At 61.6% G+C, this 22998-nt stretch carries 16 protein-coding genes; 13 read left to right on the forward strand and 3 right to left on the reverse strand.

All coding sequences use genetic code 11. From position 1 onward, the window contains the following. Window positions 1-86: 86 nt before the first annotated feature. Window positions 87-2048 (reverse strand): choline transporter BetT, encoded by a 1962-nt coding sequence (gene betT, locus ACLH0H_RS07805; protein WP_165448091.1) that lies wholly within the window; start codon window positions 2046-2048, stop codon window positions 87-89. A gap of 371 nt (window positions 2049-2419) precedes the next feature. Here betT and ACLH0H_RS07810 point away from each other — a divergent pair, with 371 nt between their 5' ends. Beyond that, the gene (locus ACLH0H_RS07810; protein WP_411381588.1) at window positions 2420-7510 is read left to right on the forward strand and encodes a dermonecrotic toxin domain-containing protein; all 5091 of its coding nucleotides are present in this window, start codon (window positions 2420-2422) and stop codon (window positions 7508-7510) included. A 5-nt stretch (window positions 7511-7515) separates the two neighbouring features. On the opposite strand, the gene epsC is transcribed toward ACLH0H_RS07810, so the two are convergent. Continuing rightward, on the reverse strand, window positions 7516-8439 hold the full coding sequence (epsC, locus tag ACLH0H_RS07815; RefSeq protein WP_411381589.1) for a serine O-acetyltransferase EpsC: 924 nt from the start codon (window positions 8437-8439) through the stop codon (window positions 7516-7518). Window positions 8440-8604: 165 nt separating this feature from the next. On the opposite strand from epsC, the gene ACLH0H_RS07820 reads away from it, so the two are divergent. The 12 genes from ACLH0H_RS07820 to ACLH0H_RS07875 all read left to right on the forward strand — a co-directional run bounded on the left by ACLH0H_RS07820 (window position 8605) and on the right by ACLH0H_RS07875 (window position 20546). Beyond that, entirely contained in the window at window positions 8605-9600 is a 996-nt protein-coding gene (locus tag ACLH0H_RS07820; RefSeq protein WP_411381590.1) for a D-cysteine desulfhydrase, read from the forward strand. A 219-nt stretch (window positions 9601-9819) separates the two neighbouring features. Further along, the gene (gene tcyJ / locus ACLH0H_RS07825) at window positions 9820-10614 is read left to right on the forward strand and encodes a cystine ABC transporter substrate-binding protein (RefSeq protein ID WP_411381591.1); all 795 of its coding nucleotides are present in this window, start codon (window positions 9820-9822) and stop codon (window positions 10612-10614) included. Beyond that, window positions 10614-11279 carry a cystine ABC transporter permease gene (gene tcyL, locus ACLH0H_RS07830; RefSeq protein ID WP_010214112.1) on the forward strand — a complete coding sequence of 222 codons (666 nt, stop codon included), beginning with the start codon at window positions 10614-10616 and terminating at the stop codon, window positions 11277-11279. The genes tcyJ and tcyL overlap by 1 nt, the downstream gene beginning before the upstream one ends. Window positions 11280-11282: 3 nt before the next feature. After that, entirely contained in the window at window positions 11283-12029 is a 747-nt protein-coding gene (gene tcyN / locus ACLH0H_RS07835) for an L-cystine ABC transporter ATP-binding protein TcyN (RefSeq protein ID WP_411381592.1), read from the forward strand. A 369-nt stretch (window positions 12030-12398) separates the two neighbouring features. After that, window positions 12399-13163, forward strand: coding sequence for a hypothetical protein (locus tag ACLH0H_RS07840; protein ID WP_411381593.1), 765 nt, complete (start codon window positions 12399-12401; stop codon window positions 13161-13163). 187 nt (window positions 13164-13350) lie between these two features. Beyond that, entirely contained in the window at window positions 13351-14592 is a 1242-nt protein-coding gene (locus tag ACLH0H_RS07845; protein ID WP_411381594.1) for an SfnB family sulfur acquisition oxidoreductase, read from the forward strand. 39 nt (window positions 14593-14631) lie between these two features. Continuing rightward, on the forward strand, window positions 14632-15825 hold the full coding sequence (locus ACLH0H_RS07850) for an SfnB family sulfur acquisition oxidoreductase (RefSeq protein ID WP_411381595.1): 1194 nt from the start codon (window positions 14632-14634) through the stop codon (window positions 15823-15825). Further along, the gene (locus ACLH0H_RS07855) at window positions 15825-17198 is read left to right on the forward strand and encodes an LLM class flavin-dependent oxidoreductase (protein WP_411381596.1); all 1374 of its coding nucleotides are present in this window, start codon (window positions 15825-15827) and stop codon (window positions 17196-17198) included. Before ACLH0H_RS07850 ends, ACLH0H_RS07855 begins: the two co-directional genes overlap by 1 nt. Beyond that, window positions 17195-18010, forward strand: a complete 816-nt coding sequence (locus ACLH0H_RS07860) for a MetQ/NlpA family ABC transporter substrate-binding protein (protein WP_411381597.1) — start codon at window positions 17195-17197, stop codon at window positions 18008-18010. The genes ACLH0H_RS07855 and ACLH0H_RS07860 overlap by 4 nt, the downstream gene beginning before the upstream one ends. Then, entirely contained in the window at window positions 18007-19122 is a 1116-nt protein-coding gene (locus ACLH0H_RS07865; RefSeq protein ID WP_411381598.1) for a methionine ABC transporter ATP-binding protein, read from the forward strand. Before ACLH0H_RS07860 ends, ACLH0H_RS07865 begins: the two co-directional genes overlap by 4 nt. Further along, on the forward strand, window positions 19112-19756 hold the full coding sequence (locus tag ACLH0H_RS07870) for a methionine ABC transporter permease (RefSeq protein WP_411381599.1): 645 nt from the start codon (window positions 19112-19114) through the stop codon (window positions 19754-19756). Before ACLH0H_RS07865 ends, ACLH0H_RS07870 begins: the two co-directional genes overlap by 11 nt. A 163-nt stretch (window positions 19757-19919) precedes the next feature. Next, on the forward strand, window positions 19920-20546 hold the full coding sequence (locus ACLH0H_RS07875) for a class I SAM-dependent methyltransferase (protein WP_411381600.1): 627 nt from the start codon (window positions 19920-19922) through the stop codon (window positions 20544-20546). A gap of 96 nt (window positions 20547-20642) precedes the next feature. On the opposite strand, the gene ACLH0H_RS07880 is transcribed toward ACLH0H_RS07875, so the two are convergent. Beyond that, a complete protein-coding gene (locus tag ACLH0H_RS07880; protein ID WP_411381601.1) occupies window positions 20643-22835 on the reverse strand; it encodes a glycoside hydrolase in 2193 nt (730 codons plus the stop codon). Window positions 22836-22998 lie beyond the last annotated feature (163 nt).

The raw sequence follows: 22998 nt of genomic DNA on the forward strand, positions 1-22998 counted from the left end.
GCGTTTTAACCAGCTGAATCGCTTAAGTCTGCCCTTTGCGTTTTACAGCAATTTCCTGCCGGGGTGGAATGGCATGGCGTCAAGTTTCAGCGAACCAAATGCAGGAACTGCAAATGCCGCTCGTACTGGTCGAGGATGTCGTTGATGATCTGCTCCTTGGTGTAGCCCACCAGGTCGTAGTCCTGGCTGCCTTCGCTCAAGTGCACTTCCGCCCGGTAGTAGCGACGATTGTTGATTTCCTTGGAGCCCATGCCACCCCGTGCGAACGACGGCGTGAAGTAACCGCGCATTTGCACCTGGTAGATGAAGGGATGCTCTTCGCCGTGGCCGATTTCCAGGCTGACGCTGTCGTTGGACGGGTCGGGCTGGGTGACCACGCTCAGGCCCTTCTCGACGAACACCGCCGTCACTTCTTCGATTGCCGGGCGCACCGTCGACTCAAGGAAGCGATACACCTCATCGCGCGACGGAAAATGCACCGCCTGGCTCAAGCGCTGACGCCAACCGCCGCGCCCCTTGCGTGATGCCGAGATGGGTGCCAGCGAGTGCAGTTGGGCGATCTGCTTCTGCGACTCGAGGTAGAAAGCCTTGTGCAGCCCCCACATCATCAGCAGCAAAATCATCGAGAACGGCAACGACGTCAGCACCACCGCCGATTTGAGCGAATCGATACTGCCAGCGAACAGCAAGGCACTGGTGACCAGCGCCGTCATCGCGCCCCAGAACACCCGCAGCCATTTCGGTCCGTCTTCGTCGGCGTTGCCGCCCTTGGACGACAAGGTCGACAGCACCACCGTGCCGGAGTCAGCCGAGGTGACGAAGAACACAAAGCTGATAAATACCGTGACCGCGATGACCGTCTTGCTCCACGGGTAGGTTTCCAGCAACAGGTAGAGGCTCATCGACGGGTCATCGATCGCCGACTGACCGAGCGCGGTCATGCCGTGGTTGAGCACCTGATCGATGGCGCTGTTGCCGAAGATCGACATCCACGCCAGGGTGAAACCCAGCGGGATCAGCAGCACGCCGAACACGAATTCGCGAATGGTACGGCCACGGGAAATACGTGCGATGAACAGGCCCACGAACGGCGACCATGCGATCCACCAGGCCCAGTAGAACACTGTCCAACCGCCCAGCCAGTCGCTGGGTTTGTCGTAGGCGTACACGTCGAAACTCTTGGTCGGCAAGGCGCCCAGGTAGTCGCCGATGTTCTGGATCAAGGTGTTGAGCAAGTGCTGGGTGGGCCCGGCGAACAAGACGAACAGCAGCAGCGCACAGGCCAGCAGCATGTTGATGTCGGACATCACCCGCACGCCTTTGTCGACGCCTGCCACGGCGACCAGGATCGCCGCGCCCATCATCAGGGTGATCAAGCCGACCTGGATCCACTGGGTATGGGCAATGCCAAACAGGTAGTCGAGACCGGCATTGAGGTGCAGTACGCCAAAGCCCATGTCGGCGCCGAGGCCGAACACCGTGGCAATGATGCCGAAGCCATCCACCGCGTAACCGATGGGGCCGTTGATGCGCTTGCCGATCAGCGGGTACAGCGCCGAACGCAGCGCCAGCGGTAGGTTGTGCCGGTAGGCGAAGTACGCCAGGGCCATGCCCACAAACGCAAACACCCCCCAGCCGTGCAAGCCCCAGTGCAGAAACAGGATCTGCATGGCCTGGCGCGCGGCATCGGCGTTCATCGGCGCGCCCTGGGGCGGTTGCACCAGGTGCGTCAGCGGCTCGGACACGCAGAAGAAGAACAGCGTGATGCTGATGCCCGCGGCGAACAGCATGCCGGCCCAGGACAGGTAGCTGAATTCGGGCTCGTCGTGGTCGGCACCGAGTTTTATCTTGCCGTAGCCCGATAGCGCGGTGACCACCACGAAGACCAGATACAGCGTCATCGCCAGCATGTAGTACCAGCCGACCGTATTGGCCGCCCAGTTTTGCGCCGCCAGCAGCCAGGCGCCGGCCTGTTGCGGGATAGCGATGACCGTGATGCCGAACAGCAGAATGAATGTGGCGGCAAAGTAGAACACCGGTGCATTCATGCGCACCAGGCCGCTGGATGGGGTAGACGATGCACTCATGAACGATGCACCCCGGGAGTATGAGATGTGGCTGTAAATAACGGACTCAGCAAAGGTAAGCCTCCTGTTGTGAGCGGGCAGCGAACCACCGGGTTTAACTTGAACGAGCATTCAATTTAAACATGGACAGGCGGTGCGGGGCTAATCGCAGGGCCGAGCGGTAGACAATTCCTACGCCAGGTCAGGGAATGGTATGAGGGGCGCAGACGGCAAAACGTTCAGCACAGACTTTTCAGAGCGGTCATACAATACCGAGCAATATTTGCGGTTTTTTGCGCAGGCAGGCTTAACACAATCGGATGACCCAGGCTCTTTCTAAAGGTCATCGCGCCATGTCTGACATACCGATTCACTTAGACTTCATCCAGCAACAACTGCCGCCTTGGCTGCCCCGCACTTCTGCGCGACGTCTAATGGCGTTGAAGCAACATTCGCCGCAGATCGCCACGGTTCATCACTCTGCACCCACCGCCCCCCGCCGCCAGGCGTTCAAACGGTCGCTCGACGGTCATTGGGCAAGCCAGAATGCCGTGGACAAGCGCTTCGCGCAGTTACGCGATATCAAGGCTTTCGCTGAACCCTTGCTTAAAGACGCCCTGCGCGAATACGGCGATATCGACGTACTGCGTACTTCAATTCGTCTATACGCACCGGCCAAGTTGGCCTGGTGGGCAATCAATGTGCAGCCAGGCGTCAGCGCCCGAACGACGTCTTTGCTCGAAGCCGCACTGCATAATTTTTCCGCCGGCGAAACTTTCGCCGACTACGCGTTCCTGTCGCCGGCCGATGCCAGGGGCCAGCGTGAACAGTTGACCTTCGTACACGCCGTGACCGGCCAGCGCCTCACCGCCGATACGTTCAAGGCCCTGTGCCGTAGCCTGGACATCGGGGCCCGCTACCAGCAGCACATCACCGCCGTACTGGGCCTGGACAATCCGCTGCACGATGCCACGTTGCGGCAAACCGTGATCGCCAATTTGCAGGCCGGCTTGAACAGCGCCGCGCACTTGGCGCTTGCCCGGCGCGACATCACAGAGCAGAGCCATGCCCTCATCCAGACCTTACTTCTCACAGAAGGCCCCTTGCAGCTGGATGGGCAGGCTGCCGACCTGTACACCCTGAACCTGCTGGACACTCGCCTGACCGGTATTCTGGTCATTTCGCCCATTCGCCTGGATGCCGGCCTGCGCAGGATACTGGTGTATATCCCTCAAGACCCCGCCCACCCGCTCAAGGAATACCCTTCCTCCGAAGCCTTCATCAAAGAACTGACGGGGCAATTGCGTGACCGAACGCCGCCCCCTGACCTATCGCGCCCCAGCTACCAGCAGTTTTTCAGCCAATTTGTGGCCCATGAAGATCGCGGTCGTTTCTTTTATCAGCTCAACGACCTGCTCGCCAACGTGCGCTGGCACGACAAGAAACCAGGAGACAGCCGACCGAGTTGGCGCCCGGAGCCGATGCAGGCGCCTAACCTGCAATTTAAAACCCTGGCCATTCGGGACGACAGCCAACGGCGCGTACAGGGCTCCAGCCAAAACAACCTCTGGCATTACCTTTACGAGGGCAAGCTGAGCAAATTGCTCAACGATGCACGCACCATCGCGATCTCCACCGAGTCCGCCGACCGTATTGCGCGGCTGGCCTGGTGGGACAACCTGGAAAAAATGCTCTCGGACATCTTCAACGCCGCGCTGCTGGTGGCGACGCCGTTCGTGCCGTTTCTAGGAGAGCTGATGCTGGCCTATACCGCCTACCAGATGCTTGACGATGTGTTCGAAGGCATCGTTGACTGGGCCGAAGGCCTGCAACGTGAAGCCTGGGAGCATTTAGTGTCGATCGCCGACAACGCCGTACAACTGGCGCTGTTCCACGCGGGCGCCACAATCGGTGAGCTTGCCAAGGTTAAGTTGTCGTCGTTTGTCGACACGCTAAAACCGGTGCGAACCTCTCGCGGCGAAAAGCGTTTATGGAACCCGGACCTGGCGCCTTACCAACACGTCAATCTGCGCCTGCCCAGCGGCCACGTGCCGGACGAAAGCGGCCTGCACCATCATCAAGGCAAGCGGATCGCCCAGGTTGAAAACCAGCGCTATGAGGTCCGCCAAGACCCAATCACCGAAGCCTTCTATCTGGCACACCCCAAGCGCGCCGACGCTTATCGGCCACCGGCGCGACTCAATGGCAGCGGCGCCTGCGTGTTCGAGGGTGAACAGCCCAGAGCCTGGAACAACGCACGCCTGCTGCGGCGCCTGGGGCCGCAAACCCACGGCCTGAGCGCCGGCGAGCTGGAGCAGGTTCGCCTTATCAGCGGCGTCGACTTTGGGGCACTGCGCCATATGTACGTCCACAATGAGCCCACCCCGCCGTTGCTGGCTGACACCCTCAAACGCTTTAACAATGAGCGGCAGCTCAGCCTGAGCATGAATAACATTCGCGAGGGACGCGCGCTGGACCCGTCCGCCGACTGGTTCGAACAAATGGTCACCGAGCTTGAAGGCTGGCCTCAGGACAAAGCCCTGTTGGTGTACCCGCACGCGGATATGTCAGGCGTACCGCGTCGCTATGGCGATGCGACAGCGCAAGGCCAAAATGCCCTGTCCGTCAGTATCGCCGAGGTGATGTCAGGCAAGTTGGCGGAAAAAGTCGTGGCGTTCCTGGATGAACAACAACTCGCTGCCGTGCTCGGCGAGGTAATCCCCGAGGAGGAACGGGCACAAGCACTGCGCGAGCGACTGGCCGCCTATGTCGAGACCATGAGCGAAACACTTGCCCAGGACCTCTACGCCCGCCAGGAAACCAGCAGCGACCCGCATATCCAATTGCTTCGCGAACAGTACCCCGAGTTGCCACTGAGCGTTGCCCAACGGTTGGTCAGCCATACCCGTCGCCGCCACCTGCGTGTGATGGAGGAGCAAAACCGGCTGCCGCTGGACATCAAAAACCAGGCGCGCGAGCTGGATTTCGAAACCTGCAGTTCACGCATGTTCGAGCAGATCCTTCAAGCCGAGGCACCGACGGTGCAGACCGAAAACCTGGTGCTCAATACCCTCAGGATTCATTCCGATGGGGTGGCGAACCTGCGCATTCAAATCCGTGAAAGAACAACTACCGGCGAGCTGCGAAGCCAGGTCGGCGCAGAGGACGCTGAACACGTTCGCATCCTGGTGCGCAATCGAAAAGGCCAGTACCGGGTTTTCGATGCACAAGACAAATTGGTCCACGGTGCCACTGATTTTTACAGCGCGGTGTTCCAGGCCATGCCCGCCGACACGCGCTTCATCGACGGTGATCACCTGCGGTCATGGCTGGTCAAGACCACCACCTCCCCCGTCGAGCGGCGCTTGACGCTGACGGAGCCGCCAATCCGCGCACGGGCGGAGCGCGAGACGCTCACGTTGCTCGGGGGCGGCAACTCCAGCACGCTGCGCGGCGTTGAGGTACAGGCCAGGCCAGTGACCGTGCAAGGACGTATCAAGCAGTGGCTGCCGGAGATGTCCGAACAAGGGGTAAAACAGCTTGCCCAACTCGCAGAAAGCGCTGAAGGCATCGCTGAACTGGAGCAAATGGAGCACGAGGGAAAAGCCCTTGAGGCTGCGTTGGACGCTTACATTCAGTCCCCCACCCAAGGCCCGGCGGGCAGCCGCTTGGAAGCCGTCACACGACGCTCAAGAGCCCGCTTTGCCTCGCAATTGAAAGACGCCTGGCGCGAGGGCTACACCCAATTGCATGACCCGAACTACCCACAAGGCCGGCTGGTCACACTGGACCTCAGCGAAAACCCGTGGCCCGATGATGTGCCGTTGTTGCCGAACGATTTCAGGCTGGTCAAACGCCTAATACTCAACGACTGTAATTTTTCTACGAACCACGCCGGATTCTTGCGGCATTTTCCCGATCTGCTCGTGCTGGACCTGTCAGACAACAGCCTGGATCGGCTACCCCCGGCCATCGCGCAGATGCGCTCGCTGACCGCGCTCAACCTGAGCAAAAACCAGATTGCCCTGGACGCCAATGGCGTCGCGCAGTTGCGCAACCTGACGTCTCTACAAGGCTTGTACCTTTCCAATAATCCGCTGGGCCAAGTGCCGGATATCAGCAGAATGCCCAACTTGATGGAGCTTGATCTCTCACGAACAGGCATCAGCGAATGGCCGACCGGCTTGTTCGCGCAGGAGCGAGACGCGCTGTTTCTGCTGAAGCTTCAGGGCAACCCTGTTACCACGGTTCCGGATGTCGCCACCGGTGGTGACGAGTCTTTTATTATCGCCACCACTCGGCTGGATTACTCGACCCTGAGCGCCGACGCCAAAACCCTCTGGGAGGAGCATAGACGCTCTGTGGGGTATGACCCTCATCGCACCTACGAACCTCAGGGCGACTACGAATTCTGGGTCGACGAACTGGACGATTATAACAGGCTCAAATTCGAATCCATTTGGGACGATCTGGAAGAGGAGCACGGCTCACAAGGCTTTTTCGAAGTCCTCAAAAAGCTGGAGCCACCCGAGTTCTTTGAGGACATCGAAGATGAACTGCGCTACGCCCACAACACGCCCATTCTGACCTCCCAAGTGCGGTACATGCTGTCGAGCATGCACGCCGATCCCGAGCTGCGCGAGACGCTGTTCCGAATGTCCAGCTTTCCAGGATTGTGTCCGGATGCCGGCAGCCAGATATTCACCGAAATGGGAATCATGGTCACAAGCCGTGGGCTTGAGCTTTACAGCAAAACGCCCGCCGAACGCGAAGAAGGGCTCGCCAGGCTGGCCAGGGGCAGCGCCAGGCTCAAACTGTTGAACCACGTGATTCGCGCGGACATCGCCGACCGCCTCAAACCCCTCGACCAAGGCGGGCAAGGTTTGCGACTGACCAGCGAGGTGGTCGATGGCGAACCCGGCACTGTCGACGAAGTAGGCGTCTACCTGGCCTACCAGACGCGCCTGTCCCGACAGCTCGAATTGCCTTGGATCAGCGACAACATGGTGTACCGCAACACCGCCAATGTGCCGCAAGCCAGTATCACCCACGCGCTCACCGCCGTGCAGACCCTGAGTGAAGGCGACGGGCTGGTAGACCGGATGCTGAAGGAACCGTACTGGGAGGCCTTCCTCAAGGAACACTATGCGCAGGATTACGCGGCGAATGAAGAAAACATCGGGCAACAGCTGATGCTTTTCGACGACCTGAACAGCGAGCAAAAAGCATTTGCCCAAGCCCAGGGTCTCAATGAAGCGCAAAAAGCCGAAAAGCGCCAAGCGTTGAGAAGCATCGTGGAGCAGCTGCAGATAGAAGACCGGGTCGTCCCCGACCAAGTCATGTCCGACACGCTGTACGAGCAGGTCTACAACGATCTGGCAGCCCGGCGCAACGAATGGTTGCGCGAACAAACCCGCCTTTCACTGGGCAGGCTTGATGACTGAAACGCTCACTGCGCGCCATCGCCAAGCTGCACGTTTGCCTGGCTGATATTCGCGCCCGCCGGCACGCTGCGGGTCAGCCAGACGTTACCGCCTATGGTTGACCCTTTGCCGATGGTGATGCGTCCCAGGATCGTGGCGCCGGCATAGATCACCACATCATCCTCGACAATCGGATGGCGAGGATGGCCCTTTTGCAATTGCCCGTCTTCATCCGCCGGGAACCGCTTGGCGCCCAGCGTCACAGCCTGGTAGATGCGCACGCGCTCGCCGATGATCGCGGTTTCGCCGATCACCACGCCGGTCCCGTGGTCGATGAAGAAGCTCGGGCCGATCTGCGCGCCGGGGTGGATATCGATGCCAGTGGCGGAGTGAGCGATTTCGGCGCAGATCCGCGCCAACAGCGGCAAGCCCGCGCGATACAGGTGATGGGCCAGGCGGTGGTGAATCACCGCCAGGATGCCTGGGTAGCACAGCAGCACTTCGTCCACGCTGCGCGCCGCCGGGTCGCCGTGGTAGGCGGCAAGTACGTCGGTGTCCAACACCGTGCGCAGGGACGGCAGGGCCAGGGCGAAATCCTGGATCAGCCGGATGGCCAGCGCATCGACTTCGCTGTCATCCTTGGCGCCCTGGCGCGCGGCGTAACGCAGCTCCAGGCGGGCCTGGGCCAGCAAGGCATTCAAGGCGACATCCAGGGTGTGGCCCACGTAGAAATCTTCGCTTTCCTCACGCAAGTCCACCGGCCCCAGGCGCATGGGGAACAGCGCACCGCACAGCGCTTCGAGAATCTGCGCCACGGCCTCGCGGGACGGCAACTCGCGGCCGCCATGCTCGCCACTCAAGCGCCCATTGCGCGCTCGCCACTGGTCCCGGGCGCCGCGCAGCTGGCTGACGATGGTCTGCAATTGCCAATGGCTGGAACGTTCACTCACGGTATTCACTCCTGACGAAATGACCATCACTTTACGGCATGCACCCCGGCTGCCCTTAAGAACCAATGGTGCGACCGCAAGCACTCGCCGGAATAAGCGATTGACGGTTGCCCGATGAAAAGTGCCTGCCTATAGTCGCCCTGTATTCCTCAACCGTGCGCAGCCATGATCAAACAACAGCTCGACCGTTTTAACCGCCTGGATCTGCTGGGCGGCGCCACTGCCCTGGAAAAACTCGAGCGGCTGTCGGCCTGGTTGGGCAGGGACGTCTACGTCAAGCGCGACGACACCACGCCGCTGGCGATGGGCGGCAACAAGCTGCGCAAACTCGAATACCTCGCCGCCGACGCCATCGCCCAGGGCGCGGACACCCTGGTGACCGCCGGCGCCCTGCAGTCCAACCATGTGCGCCAGACCGCCGCACTGGCCGCCAAGCTCGGCCTGGGCTGCGTCGCCCTGCTGGAAAACCCCACCGGCACCGAAGACCCCAACTACCTGGGCAACGGCAACCGCTTGCTGCTGGACCTGTTTGACGCCAAGGTGGAATTGGTCGAGAACCTCGACAATGCCGACGACCAACTCAATGCCCTTGCCGACCGCCTGCGCAGCAACGGCAAGAAGCCCTACCTTGTGCCTATCGGCGGCTCCAACGCCCTTGGCGCCCTGGGCTACGTACGCGCCGGGCTGGAACTGGCGGGACAGATCGAAGCCAGCGGCCTCGAGTTTGCCGCCGTGGTGCTGGCGTCCGGCAGCGCGGGGACCCACAGCGGCCTCGCCCTGGCCTTGAGCGAAGCGCTGCCGCACCTGCCCGTGATCGGCGTGACTGTCTCCCGCACCGACGAAGCCCAGCGCCCGAAAGTACAGGGCCTGGCCGAGCGCACCGCCGAGTTGCTGGGTGTGCAGATTCCCGAAGCCTTCAAAGTGATCCTGTGGGACGAATATTTCGGCCCGCGCTACGGCGAACCGAACGCCGGCACCCTTTCGGCGGTCAAGTTATTGGCGAGCCAGGAAGGCCTGCTGCTGGACCCGGTCTACACGGGCAAGGCCATGGCCGGCTTGCTGGACGGTATCGGGCGTAACCGGTTTGAAGACGGGCCGATCATTTTCCTGCATACCGGTGGCGCGCCGGCACTGTTCGCCTATGACTCAGTGTTCAACTGAATCAACACGGATAAAGAATGTGGGAGCTGGCTTGCCAGCTCCCATATAAAAATGAATACATATTCAAAAATAGAATATAAATTTTGATTTATATTATTTTCAAGTCTTAGAAACCGGCTTTATAGTCGCGCCGTAGGCGAAGACGCGCTACGCGCTTTAAGGCAGGATACGACTATCGCGTCACCTGCTTCGCTCAACATAAAAACACAGGGGCTCTTCATGACTATTTCCGTATTGCGTCGTACGTTGCTGGTTGGCACTTTGGGCTTGGCACTCGGGGCTGGCCTGATGGGCCAGGCAATCGCCGGCGAGCAATTGAGCAACATCAAGAAAGCGGGCGAGATCAAGATCGGCCTGGAAGGCACCTACCCGCCGTTCAGTTTCGTCGATGAAAGCGGCAAGCTCACAGGCTTCGAAGTGGAGCTGTCCGAAGCGCTGGCCAAGGAGCTGGGGGTCAAGGTCAAGCTGCAAGCCACGCCATGGGATGGCATCCTCGCCGCGCTGGAATCCAAGCGACTGGACGCCGTGGTCAACCAAGTGACCATCTCCGACGAGCGCAAGAAGAAATACGATTTCTCAAAGCCTTACACCGTCTCCGGTATTCAAGCGCTGGTGCTGAAGAAGAACGTCGACAACATCAAGACCGCCAACGACCTGGCCGGCAAGAAAGTCGGGGTGGGCCTGGGCACCAACTACGAACAATGGCTCAAGGACAACCAGCCTAAAGCCATAATCAAGACTTACAACGACGACCCGACCAAGTTCCAAGACCTGCGCATCGGCCGTATCGACGCCATCCTGATCGACCGTCTGGCCGCGTTGGAATACGCCAAGAAAGCACCTGACACCGCCGCTGCGGGCGATGCGTTCTCCCGCCAGGAATCCGGTATCGCCCTGCGCAAAGGCGAACCTGAACTGCTCGACGCCGTGAACAAGGCCCTGGACAAACTGCGCGCCGACGGCACCCTGAAGAAGCTGTCCGAGAAGTACTTCAACGCTGACGTCACTCAATAATGGAAGCAGGTTTCCAACTCGCGCTGGACTCCGCGCCCTTTCTGCTCAAGGGCGCGTATTACACGGTGATTCTCAGCCTCGGCGGGATGTTTTTCGGCTTGCTGCTGGGCTTCGGCCTGGCCTTGATGCGCTTGTCGCGCTTCAAGCTGGTGAGTTGGCTCGCCCGGGTCTATGTGTCGTTCTTTCGCGGCACGCCGTTGCTGGTACAGCTGTTTCTGATCTATTACGGCCTGCCCCAGGTGGGCATCGAGCTGGATCCGATTCCGGCGGCCATGATCGGCTTTTCGCTGAACATGGCCGCGTATGCCTGTGAAATCCTGCGCGCCGCCATCGGCTCGATCGAGCGCGGCCAGTGGGAAGCGGCAGCCAGCATCGGCATGACCCGTGCGCAGACCCTGCGCCGGGCCATCCTGCCGCAGGCCATGCGCACGGCTTTGCCGCCGCTGGGCAACAGCTTTATTTCGCTGGTCAAGGACACGGCGCTGGCCGCCACCATCCAGGTGCCCGAGCTGTTCCGCCAGGCGCAATTGGTGTCTGCGCGGACCTTCGAAATCTTCACCATGTACCTGTCCGCCGCCCTGATCTACTGGATCCTGGCGAGCATCCTGGCGCATTTGCAGAATCGTCTGGAAGACCGGGTCAACCGGCATGACCTGGAGTCTTGAAGCATGATCGTGGTTGAAAAACTGACCAAACAATTCAAGGATCAGGTGGTGCTCAACGGCATCGACCTTGAGGTCAAGGCGGGCGAAGTCATCGCCATCATCGGTCCCAGCGGTTCCGGCAAGACCACCTTTCTGCGCTGCCTGAATTTCCTCGAACAGCCCACCAGCGGCCGCATCAAGGTAGGCGATATCGAGATCGACACCAGCAAGCCCGCCAACCAGCAGCAAAACCTGGTACGGCGCTTGCGACAGCACGTGGGGTTTGTGTTCCAGAGTTTCAACCTGTTCCCCCACCGCACCGCGCTGGAAAACGTCATCGAAGGCCCCACGGTGGTCAAGAAGATGCCACACGACGCCGCTGTCGCCCTGGGGCGCAAGTTGCTCGCCAGGGTGGGCCTGGAAGGCAAGGAAGACGCCTACCCACGGCGCCTGTCCGGCGGCCAGCAACAGCGCGTGGCGATTGCGCGCGCGTTGGCCATGGAGCCGGAAGTGATTCTGTTCGACGAACCCACCTCGGCGCTGGACCCGGAACTGGTGGGTGAAGTGCTGGCGACCATCCGCAGCCTCGCCGAAGAAAACCGCACCATGGTCATCGTCACCCACGAAATGAGCTTTGCGCGGGATGTAGCCAACCGGGTGATCTTCTTCGACAAGGGCGTGATAGTGGAACAAGGCGAAGCCAAGGCGCTGTTCGCCAACCCCAAGGAAGAACGCACGAGGCAGTTCCTGAGCAAATTCCTCGCCCACTAAGCCCCCCCTGTAGGAGCGAGCTTGTTCGCGAAAAACTTGAGTACGCCGCGGTAAACCAGATGCGCTGCGTTAGCGTTGACGTTTTTCGCGAGCAAGCTCGCTCCTACAGGAAATCCCCGTATCTCTGCGTAAAACAGGCCAACTCGGCCCTCTTAAAATCCCCGCGTCAGTCAGACCCTTCTGAATATCTTCAAACCCGCCGTTTAGCCCTTTGCCTCCATTGACGCCCCTCGGCCAACCCTCTTATCTAGCGTCCAGAGGATTGGATCCTATCCCGGCTACTCATTGAATCGTTCATTTCGGTCCCCCCGCGCACCCGCGCCCAAAGGTCCGGAACGATTGCTGCTGGCTGCATCAAGGAGATTATTTATGACGCGCCCCCTGCTCACCGCCCCGACGCTGCCCCAGGCCATTGGCAATGGCATCAACGCCCTGGCCGCCACCCATTTGCAGGTCGACATCGCGCCGTATCCCGGCATGGATGAAGGCGACCTGATCGAGCTGTTCTGGAACAACTGTTTTGCCGCTTCCCGCCGGGTAACCGCGTGCAAGGTCGGCGCGTTTACCCACCTGCGCGTGCCGGAAAGTTTCGTGCTGGATGGCTCGACCCAGGTGCATTACCAAGTCATGCAAGTCGGTCACGCCCCTGCCCGCTCAGCCGTAACGCGAGTACAGGTAAAAACCCTCTACCCGGGCGGCGAGCCCTCGCCCCTGTACTGCGATGAAAACCTGAACCTCGCTCCCGTGAGCCTGCCCGAGACTATTCGCCGCTACGGCGTTAACGCCCGCCAGGTACGGCGCGGTATTCCCCTGACCATCGAGCCCTACCTGAACATGACCCGCGGCGATGCAATTACCTTGCGCTGGGGCGATGTGCGTCTGGATCTGCCGAAGGTCCAGGCCCAGGACGTCGGCCGAGCAATGCACCTGTGGGTGCCTTCGACGGTGATCATCGAAGCCGGCGACGACTGCCGACTGGAGGTGACCTACTGCATTCTCGACCGCGTCGGCAACAATTCCCGCTGGGCGCCCACCCGTACCTTGCGCATCGCCGCCCAAGCCCAGTGCCGCGCGGCGGGGGCTGCACTGATCTACCAGCCTCGCCCATCAGGATCACCGTGCGAACCAGGGTGACAGCCCTTCTATGCATATTCCCAAAAGTTAGTTTATTTAAATATTTAACACGCTTAGGGTATATGCACCGGACCACCGGACATCTTTGAATCTTCTGTTTTTATTTCATTGAATGCGAGGTCGGTATGGTCAGGATTACCCCGGTGCACAACGCCAGGGCATTACGTGCAGCCAAGGAGCGGCGCTGATGTCTAACTTGGCTCTAACACCCCCCCAGCGTGAACGGGATTTAGCCCCCCTGCTGTTGCCGGCCGCTGTGCTGCGCAACGATGCGCAGGCGCTTAACGCTGCCCATGAGCTGGCCCAGGCCGCGCGCCTGCAAGCCGCCAGGCGCGACAGGGATCGCGAGTTGCCGTGGGCGCAGATCGAGCAGTTCACCCGCAGTGGACTGGGCAGCATATCCGTCCCCCGCGAGTACGGCGGCCCGCAGGTGTCTTTCGTGACCCTGGCCGACGTGTTCGCAATCATCAGCGCGGCAGACCCGGCCCTCGGGCAGATCCCGCAGAACCACTTCGGCATCCTGCACCTGGTGCAGGGCGCGGGCACCGAGCGTCAGAAAAAGCAGCTGTTCCAGAGCGTGCTCGACGGCTGGCGCATCGGCAATGGCGGCCCGGAACGCGGCACGCGCAACACGCTGGAGCTCAAGGCGCGCATCACCGCCCAGGGCGACGGTTACGTCATCAGCGGCCAGAAGTTCTACTCCACCGGCGCGCTGTTTGCCCATTGGGTGGCGATCAAGGCACTGAACGACGAGGGCAAGCAAGTCATGGCGTTCGTGCGCCGTGGCACCGAAGGGCTGCGCATTGTCGATGACTGGTCGGGCTTCGGCCAACGCACCACCGCCAGCGGCACGGTGCTGCTGGACCAGGTGGCGGTGGACGCCGAGCTGGTCGTCGACAACTGGCGCATCGGCGAAAGCCCGACCCTCCAGGGCGCTGTCTCGCAACTGATCCAGGCGGCTATCGACGCCGGCATTGCGCGCGGTGCACTCGATGACACCATCGCCTTCGTGCGTGAGCGTTCGCGCCCCTGGATCGACGCCAAAGTCGAGCGGGCGAGTGATGACCTGTACGTGATCGCCGACATCGGCAAACTCAAGATCGAACTGCACGCCGCCGAAGCCCTGCTGCGCAAGGCCGGCCAAGTGCTGGACCAGGTCAGCGCCGCGCCGATCACTGCGCAGTCCGCTGCCCGTGCATCGATCGCGGTGGCCGAGGCCAAGGTGTTGACCACCGAAGTGGCGCTGCTGGCCAGCGAAAAGCTGCTGGAACTGGCCGGCAGCCGCGCGACCCTCGCCGAGTTCAACCTCGACCGGCATTGGCGCAACGCGCGGGTACACACCCTGCACGACCCGGTGCGCTGGAAATATCACGCCGTGGGCGCGTATCGCTTGAACGGCACGCTGCCGGCTCGCCATTCCTGGATCTGACCGACCAGCACACGCCCAAGCGCTTTTGGAGAAACACGTATGGCCCTTTCTCACCCCGTCGCGGTTATCACCAGTGACGAACACGCCCTGATTGTCGCCAGCGACCTGGCCGAAGACTTTCGCCGCGACAGCGCCCACCGCGACCGCGAGCGCCGCCTGCCCCTACCCGAGCTGGACGCGTTCTCGCGCTCCGGCCTGTGGGGCATCAGCGTGCCGAAAGCCTACGGTGGCGCTGGCGTGTCCAACGTCACCCTGGCCAAGGTCATCGCGCTGATCGCCCAGGCCGACGCGTCCCTGGGACAGATTCCGCAGAACCATTTCTACGCCCTTGAAGTGCTGCGCGTGAACGGCAACCCGGCGCAGCAAGCGCGCCTCTACGCCGAAGTCCTGGCCGGCCAACGCTTCGGCAACGCCCTGGCTGAACTGGGCACCAAGACCGCCCATGACCGCGTGACGTCCCTCACCCGCGACGGTGACGGCTTGCGTATCAATGGCCGCAAGTTCTACTCGACCGGCGCGCTCTACGCCCAGCGCATCCCGACTTCTGTGGTGGATGAATACGGCGTACAGCAGTTGGCCTTCGTCCCGCGCGACAGCCAAGGCCTGAAGGTCATTGATGATTGGAGCGGCTTCGGCCAGCGCACCACGGGCAGCGGCTCGGTGGTATTCGACAACGTATGGGTCGCCGCGCAGGACGTGATCCCGTTCCAGAGCGCCTTCGAGCGCCCGACCACCGTCGGCCCGCTGGCGCAGATCCTTCACGCCGCCATCGACACCGGTATCGCCCGCGCCGCCTTTGAAGATGCGCTGCACTTCGTGCGCACCAGGACCCGCCCGTGGATCGATGCCGGCAGCGACAAGGCCACCGAAGACCCGCTCACCCTGAAAAGCTTCGGCCACCTGAGCATCCGCCTGCACGCCGCCGAAGCCTTGCTTGAGCGTGCCGGCGTTTTCCTGGACCGTGCCCAGGCCGACAGCAACGCCGAAACCGTCGCCGCCGCTTCAATCGCCGTGGCAGAAGTGCGCGCCCTGAGTACCGAGATTTCCCTGGCCGCCGGCAGCACCCTGTTTGAACTCGCCGGCAGCCAGGCGACCCTGGCCGAGCATGGCCTGGACCGCCACTGGCGCAACGCCCGCGTGCATACGCTGCACGACCCGGTGCGCTGGAAGTACCACGCGGTGGGCAATTACTACCTCAACGACGCAAACCCGCCGCTGCGGGGGACGATCTGATGAGCAAAAAGAAAATCCTGCTCAACGCCTTCAACATGAACTGCATCGGGCATATCAACCACGGCCTGTGGACTCATCCACGGGACACCTCCACCCAGTACAAGACTTTGGAGTACTGGACCGACTTGGCGCAAACCCTTGAACGCGGGCTGTTCGATGGCCTGTTCATCGCCGATATCGTCGGCGTGTATGACGTGTATCAACACTCCATCGACGTGCCGCTCAAAGAGTCGATCCAACTGCCGGTCAACGACCCGTTGCTGCTGGTCTCGGCCATGGCCGCCGTTACCCGGCACCTCGGCTTCGGCCTCACCGCCAACCTCACCTATGAGCCGCCGTATCTGTTCGCCCGGCGCATGTCCACGCTGGACCATCTGAGCCGTGGCCGGGTGGGTTGGAACATCGTCACCGGCTACCTCGACAGCGCCGCCAAGGCCATGGGCCTCACCGAACAGGTCGAGCATGACCGCCGCTACGACCAGGCCGACGAATACCTGGAGGTGCTCTACAAACTCTGGGAAGGCAGTTGGGAAGACGACGCGGTGCTCAACGATCCGCAGGCGCGGGTCTACGCGCAGCCGGGCAAGGTGCACAAGGTCGAGCACCGTGGCGAGTTCTATCAGGTGGAGGGTTATCACCTGTGCGAGCCGTCGCCGCAGCGTACGCCGGTGCTGTTCCAGGCCGGCAGTTCGGACCGTGGCCTGCTGTTTGCCGGACGCCACGCCGAATGCGTGTTTATCAGCGGGCAGAACAAGGCCGCGACCAAGGTGCAAGTGGACAAGGTGCGCGCCAGTGCGGTCGAGGCCGGGCGCAATCCGGATGACATCAAGGTGTTCATGGGCCTCAACGTAATCGTTGGCGCCACCGAAGCACTGGCCTGGGCCAAGCATGCCGAGTACCTGAGTTACGCCAGCGCGGAAGCCGGCGTGGCGCATTTTTCGGCGTCCACGGCGATCGATTTTGCCCAGTACGAACTGGACGAACCGATCCAGTACGTGAAAAGCAACGCCATACAGTCGGCCACCAGGAACCTGCAGAACAACGATTGGACCCGGCGCAAATTGCTTGAGCAACACGCTTTGGGCGGGCGCTACATCACCCTGGTCGGCTCGCCCGAGCAGGTGGCCGATGAGCTGGAAGCGTGGATCAGCGAAACGGGGCTGGATGGTTTCAACCTGACGCGGATCGTTACGCCGGAAAGTTATGTGGATTTCATTGAGCTGGTGGTGCCGGAGCTGCAGCGACGGGGTTCCTACAAGACTGAATATGCACAGGGAACGCTGCGCGAAAAAGTCTTTCATGGCTCCGCTCGCCTGCCCGAACAACACACCGGCTCTACCTACCGACACCTTATGACTGGAAATCTCTTATGAAAAAAACACTGCTCACTCACCCAGTCAAAGCACTGGTCCTGGCCTTCGGGTTGTTCAGCTCGGCGATATTCGCCGCCGATGCACCGCTCAAAATCGGCACCACCGCCGCCTTCGCCATTCCTTTGGAGGCCGCCGTGGAAGAAGCCGGCAAACAAGGCCTGAAGGTCGAACTGGTGGAGTTCTCCGACTGGATCGCGCCCAACGTCAGCCTGGCCGCCGGTGATATCGACCTGAACTACTTCCAGCACATCCCGTTCCTGGAAAACGCCAAGGCCGCCGCCGGCTTTGACCTGGTGCCGTACGCGCCAGGCATCATCAACAATGTGGGCCTGTACTCCAAGCGGTACAAGCGCATCGAAGACCTGCCCCAGGGCGCCAGCGTGGCGATTGCCAATGACCCGATCAACAGCGGTCGCGGCCTGCAGTTGCTGGCCAAGGCCGGGCTGATCACGCTCAAGCCGGGGGTGGGCTACAAGGCCACCGAAGAAGACATCGTCAGCAACCCGAAGAAGATCAAGATCCTGCAGGTCGAGGCCGTGCAGCTGGTGCGTGCCTATGACGATGCCGACCTGGTGCAGGGCTACCCGGCGTATATCCGCCTGTCCAAGACCTTCGACGCCGAGTCGGCGCTGCTGTTCGACGGCCTCGATCACCCGGAATACGTGATCCAGTTCGTGATCCAGCCGAAAAGCAAAACCGACCCACGGGTGATCAAGTTCGTCGATATCTACCAGCACTCGCCCGTGGTGCGCGCCGCGCTGGATAAGTCCCTCGGCAAGCTCTACCAAGTCGGCTGGGAAGCTAAACAATGAGCGCCACCAATGCCCAAGTGCGCGACCTGGGCTCACCGCCCAGGGACGCCGACCAGACTGAGCTGCACCCTGACTTGAACCGCGCCCATGTGCGTTTTATCAACCTGGGCAAGACCTACGACGGCCGTGTGCACGCCCTGCAAGGCATCGACCTGGCGATCCAGCGCGGCGAAGTGTTCGGCATCATCGGCCGCAGCGGCGCCGGCAAGTCGTCGCTGATCCGCACCATCAACCGCCTGGAACACCCCAGCAGCGGCCGGGTGCTGATCGATCAGGTGGACATCGGCGAGTACGACGAGGACCACCTGGTGGCGCTGCGACGGCGCATCGGCATGATCTTCCAGCACTTCAACCTGATGTCGGCCAAGACCGTGTGGCAGAACGTCGAGTTGCCGCTCAAGGTCGCTGGCGTGCCCAAGCCGCAGCGTGAGCAAAAGGTGCGTGAACTGCTGGAACTGGTCGGGCTGCAGGACAAGCACAAGGCCTACCCGGCGCAGCTTTCCGGCGGCCAGAAACAACGCGTGGGTATCGCGCGTTCGCTGGTGCACGACCCACAGATCTTGCTCTGCGACGAGGCCACTTCGGCGCTGGACCCTGAGACCACGCAGTCGATCCTCGGACTGCTGCGCGAGATCAACAAACGCCTGGGCCTGACCATCGTGCTGATCACCCACGAGATGGCGGTGATTCGCGAAATCTGCGACCGCGTGGTGGTGCTGGAACACGGGCGCATCGTCGAGCAAGGCCCGGTGTGGCAGGTGTTCGGCAACCCCCGGCACGAGGTCAGCAAAACCCTGCTGGCACCATTGCAGCATGGGTTGCCCGATGAGCTGCAAAGCCGGTTGCAGGCCACACCGTTGTCGCCCGAGGCGGCGCTGGTGTTGCGCCTGCAATTTACTGGCAGCGATACCGAAGAGCCGGACCTGGCGGCACTGTTCGGTGCGCTCGGCGGCCGCGTACGCTTGCTGCAAGGCGGCGTGGAACGCATCCAGGGGCATGCCTTGGGACAACTGCTGCTGGCGGTGAGTGGCTCGCCTCACGGCGCCGAAGAACTGCGCAGCCGTGCGGGCAACTGGGCGCAACAGTCGGAGGTGCTGGGCTATGTGGTTTGATCGTTTAGTGCAGGGCGCCATCGACACCTTGTTGATGGTCGGCGTGTCGTCGCTGATCGCGTTGCTGGTGGGCATTCCGCTGGCGGTGTTTCTGGTCACCAGCGATAAGGGCGGTATTTACCAGGCACCGGCGTTGAACCGTGTGCTGGGGGCCTTCGTCAATCTGTTCCGCTCGATTCCGTTCCTGATCCTGATGGTCGCACTGATCCCGTTTACCCGGCTGATCGTCGGCACAACGTATGGCGTCTGGGCCGCCGTGGTCCCCCTGACCATTGCCGCCACGCCGTTTTTCGCGCGCATCGCCGAAGTGAGCTTGCGCGAAGTCGACCACGGCCTGATCGAAGCCGCGCAGGCCATGGGCTGCCGGCGCTGGCACATCGTTTGGCATGTGCTGTTGCCCGAAGCGCTGCCGGGGATCGTCGGCGGATTCACCATCACCCTGGTGACCATGATCAATTCGTCCGCCATGGCCGGGGCCATTGGCGCGGGCGGCTTGGGCGACATCGCCTACCGCTACGGCTACCAGCGCTTTGATACCCAGATCATGCTCACGGTGATCGTGCTGCTGGTGGTGCTGGTGGCGGTGATTCAGTTGGGCGGCGACCAACTGGCGCGGGCGCTCAATAAACGCTGACGCCAGGATCGTTCCCACGCTCCGCGTGGGAATGCCTCATGTGATGCTCCGCGTCACGACTTTCAAAGCAGACGCAGAGCGTCCAGGCTGCATTCCCACGCAGAGCGTGGGAACGATCGGTGGGGTATAGTCGGACGATCGAAGAATCCCGGTATCACCTGTCATGACCCTCAAGCCCGACGACCTGAACCAAATCACCACCACCACCCTCGGCCACTACAACAAAGTGGCCGAAGACTTCCGTGAAGGCACTCGCGATCACGATGTGAGCCAGAACATCGACGCACTGCTGCGGCATATCCAGGGCAAGGCGCCGTTTACGCTGCTGGATTTCGGTTGCGGGCCAGGCCGCGATTTACAGACATTCACGCGCATGGGGCATATCGCCGTGGGCCTGGACGGCTCGGAGCGCTTTGCGCAGATGGCGCGCGAAGACAGTGGTTGTGAGGTGTTGCAGCAGGATTTCCTCAAGCTCGCTCTGCCCGCCGAACGCTTTGACGGAATCTTTGCCAATGCGGTGCTGTTTCATATTCCCAAACAGGAACTGCCGCGTGTGCTCAAGCAGCTCAATGAGGCGTTGAAGCCTGGAGGCGTATTGTTCAGTTCCAACCCGCGCGGGGACAACCAGGAAGGCTGGAACGGGCCGAGGTATGGCTCGTATCACGACCTCGCGGCGTGGCAGGCGCTGTTGACGGAGGCGGGGTTTGTGGAGTTGGAGCATTACTATCGACCGACCGGGTTGCCTCGGGAGCAGCAGCCTTGGTTGGCCAGCGTGTGGCGCAAATTCTAGAGCTTCATCGCCTGGGCCGGCCTCATCGTAGGCAAGCCAGCTCCCACAGGAAAATGCATGCCCCTGTGGGAACCGGGCTTGCCCGCGATGGCGGGCTCAAGGGCTCCGCTGCTGCACTTGATACACCACAGGTTCCTCCCCCACCACCAACGCTGTCACGCTACGCCCGGCATACCCTTGTTTCTCTTCAGCGGTGAAATTCGCCACCAGCCGCGTCCCATCGGCAAACGTGGTTTCCTGTACCAACCGATCCGCCGTCAGCCACCTGAAGCCGGTCATTTCCTGCGTGGCCAGACGTTGGTGAAGCGGGCGGAAAAAGGCGTCCTGGCGCTGGATCAACGGGAGTCGCTGCTTCAAGGTTGCAGCACTCAAGTGATACAGCGGCGGCACGTTGTAGAGCAGCTGCATCAGCTCATTTTCAGCCTGCACATTGCTCAACTTGAGGCTGTCGAACAGCCAGTGATGAGTGGTGATCACCGAGTCGTGGAACACCGCCTGATACAGCGGCAGGCGCATGCTCGGCTCGACATGCACCGTGCGAAACGGCTCCTTCAACGGCACCGGCTTGAAAAACACTGCGGGTTGCTCGGGTGGGTACCAGTTACCGACGTAGTAGGGCGATTGCCTGTCCTTGGTCATCGCTTGATCACCCCAGCCAATCACGGGCGTCTGCATGCCGTGGGCGAACAGGATGCCCTGGGCAGTGACGGCATTGCCGTCTTCGGAACCGGTGGGCAACTGGCGTACGGTATTCAGCCAGCGGCAGGCATCGATGTTGCCCTCGGCGTTCTGCGCCTGGGTCATGCGGGCGCCGTCGCGGTAGCTGTCGAACACCATGCTGGTGGCGTAGGCGTCAAGGAACCAGGCGTTGAAACCGGCCTTGGCCTGCACAGCCTTCACCCGTGCCTCCAGCAAGGGCCGCACGCAGCGTGGGTCGGTGTAGTGGCCCGACTGCTGGAAACCGGTCTTGAGCTTGCCGCCCTTGAGCACAATCGCGCAGTCGCGGTAGGCCTTGGCGCCGAGGTGGGCGGTGGTCCAGTCAGGGTTTTCCGTGGCGGACAACGCGGTTTCGTAGGAATCGTAGGGCGCCATCAGGTAACCCGCCTCGACACCGGCGCGAATCGCCTCGGGATGCCAGAGGCCGCCTTCCCAGCCCTCGCCCAGGGTCAGCAGCAGGCGCGGCAGGCCTGAGTCGCGCAACGATTGGATCGTCTGGCTGCCCCAGGTTGCCGGGGAATCGCTCAAGGCACCGGCAAAGTCCACGGCCAACTCGCTGCGCAATTCGCCGTAGCGCGCCGCGAGCCGGGTCATATCCGGTTCTTGACGTTGCCAGCTCTGTCGAGCCTTGGTGTTGATCGCCGCGTTAAGGCCGCGCAGCAACATTGTCTGCTCATAGCGATTCAAGGGGGAGCGCTGCGCCAGGATCTTGCTGGCCTCCGTGTCCAACAGGCGTTGGATTTCATGGCCGCGTAAGCGTTTGAGCAACAGCGGCCAGTCCCGCACATCCTTCGGCGCCAGCAGGTCATTGCCCCACAGATAGACGTGACTGGCACCCAGCAGTTTCTCAGCCTCGGGGGTCTGGCGCAGCTTGTCGGCCAAGGGTTCATATAGGCCCTGCTCCACCCGCCACTGGCGATATCGCTTGGCACCGGCCAACGGGTCGGCATCGCCCAGATGCAGCAGCAGGGTCATGGGCGCGCCAGGATCGAGCGCGGTGAACTCATGGGCCAGGGACAGGGCCTGGTCCGCCTGCCAGCGCAGGCGGTTGTTGTAGGGGTTGGTCAGCAACCAGTTGAGAGTAAACGTGCCGTGATCGACACCCCACAGCGGCAGGCTCAGATCCTGGGTGGTGTTGATGTCGCCTTGTTCCAGCAGAAACGCGTTCCATACGGCATTGCCGGCGGGGACGTAATGCCCTTCGGCCAGCGGCCAGATCAAGCCTTGGCCGATGGCTTCGGCGGGTTGGTTCAGCAGCGCCAGCTCGCTGGCTGCGCGGGCGGTGATGGTCAGGGTCAGGTCACGTTGCTGGAGACGCGCCTTCAGGCTGTAGGCGCCGTTGTCCCATTGCCAGGAGGCTTGCTCGGCATCGCCCTGTACATTGCTGACGGTGTGCACGGGAACCCCGCTGGACGCCTGCACCGAGGCTTCGCCTGCCGGAGTGACGCGTAGCGCCAGCGTGGCGGGGTCGATTTCGACTCGCCACAGGGGGTTTTCCAGCACGGTGTCGGCAAGGACCAGGGGCGACATGAACAAGCAGCAGATCAGCAAGGTTTGACGCAGATAGCGCATGGCGGGCGACCGTCAAGAAGAGGAAGCCGGAGGGTAAGGCACTCAATGGTTCGCCGGGGCAACGCCCGTCATTTACAGAAGCTTCCCACAGTTCAAAGTCCACTGGGCATAAGAAATCTAAAGATATATAAGGACACAGAAACAACCCGTAGTGAGCGGGCTT

Source organism: Pseudomonas sp. MPB26, assembly GCF_046605355.1.
GTDB classification, from domain to species: Bacteria; Pseudomonadota; Gammaproteobacteria; order Pseudomonadales; family Pseudomonadaceae; genus Aquipseudomonas; species Aquipseudomonas cedrina.